Annotated in this window: 1 protein-coding gene; it reads right to left on the reverse strand. The window is 63.2% G+C overall.

What is annotated here, in order from left to right; genetic code table 11:
* Positions 1-64: 64 nt before the first annotated feature.
* On the reverse strand, positions 65-367 hold a 303-nt coding region (locus AB4874_RS19920), incomplete at its 5' end, for a MarR family winged helix-turn-helix transcriptional regulator (protein ID WP_368393317.1).

Here is a 367-nt window from a genome sequence, read left to right on the forward strand (position 1 = left end):
GCCAACCCAAGCGCGATGCGCACACGGTAGCTCGCCGAGGAGCGCCAGTAATCGAAGAGTTGGATCATGCGGTTTTCTCGCTGTTCAATAGCCGCGCCAGCGCGTGGCGAAACCCGTTCAGGTCGGCGCCTAGCAAGCCTTCAAGCTGGCGCTGATAGTCAAGCGCGCGTGGCAGCAATCGCGCCATCAGGGCACGCCCTTGATCCGTCAGGCTAAGCGCCACAAGCCGCCCGTCCACCGGATCGACGCGCTTTTCCACCAGCCCCGCCGCTTCAAGCCGTGCCGCCGCGCGACTGACCTTGGATTTCTCCATTGAAACGCGCCGTTCGATATCGCGCACCGAGACCCGCCCGCTGTAAGAAAGATG

The organism is Thioclava arctica (genome assembly GCF_040892615.1).
In the GTDB taxonomy this organism is placed as follows: Bacteria; Pseudomonadota; Alphaproteobacteria; order Rhodobacterales; family Rhodobacteraceae; genus Thioclava; species Thioclava arctica.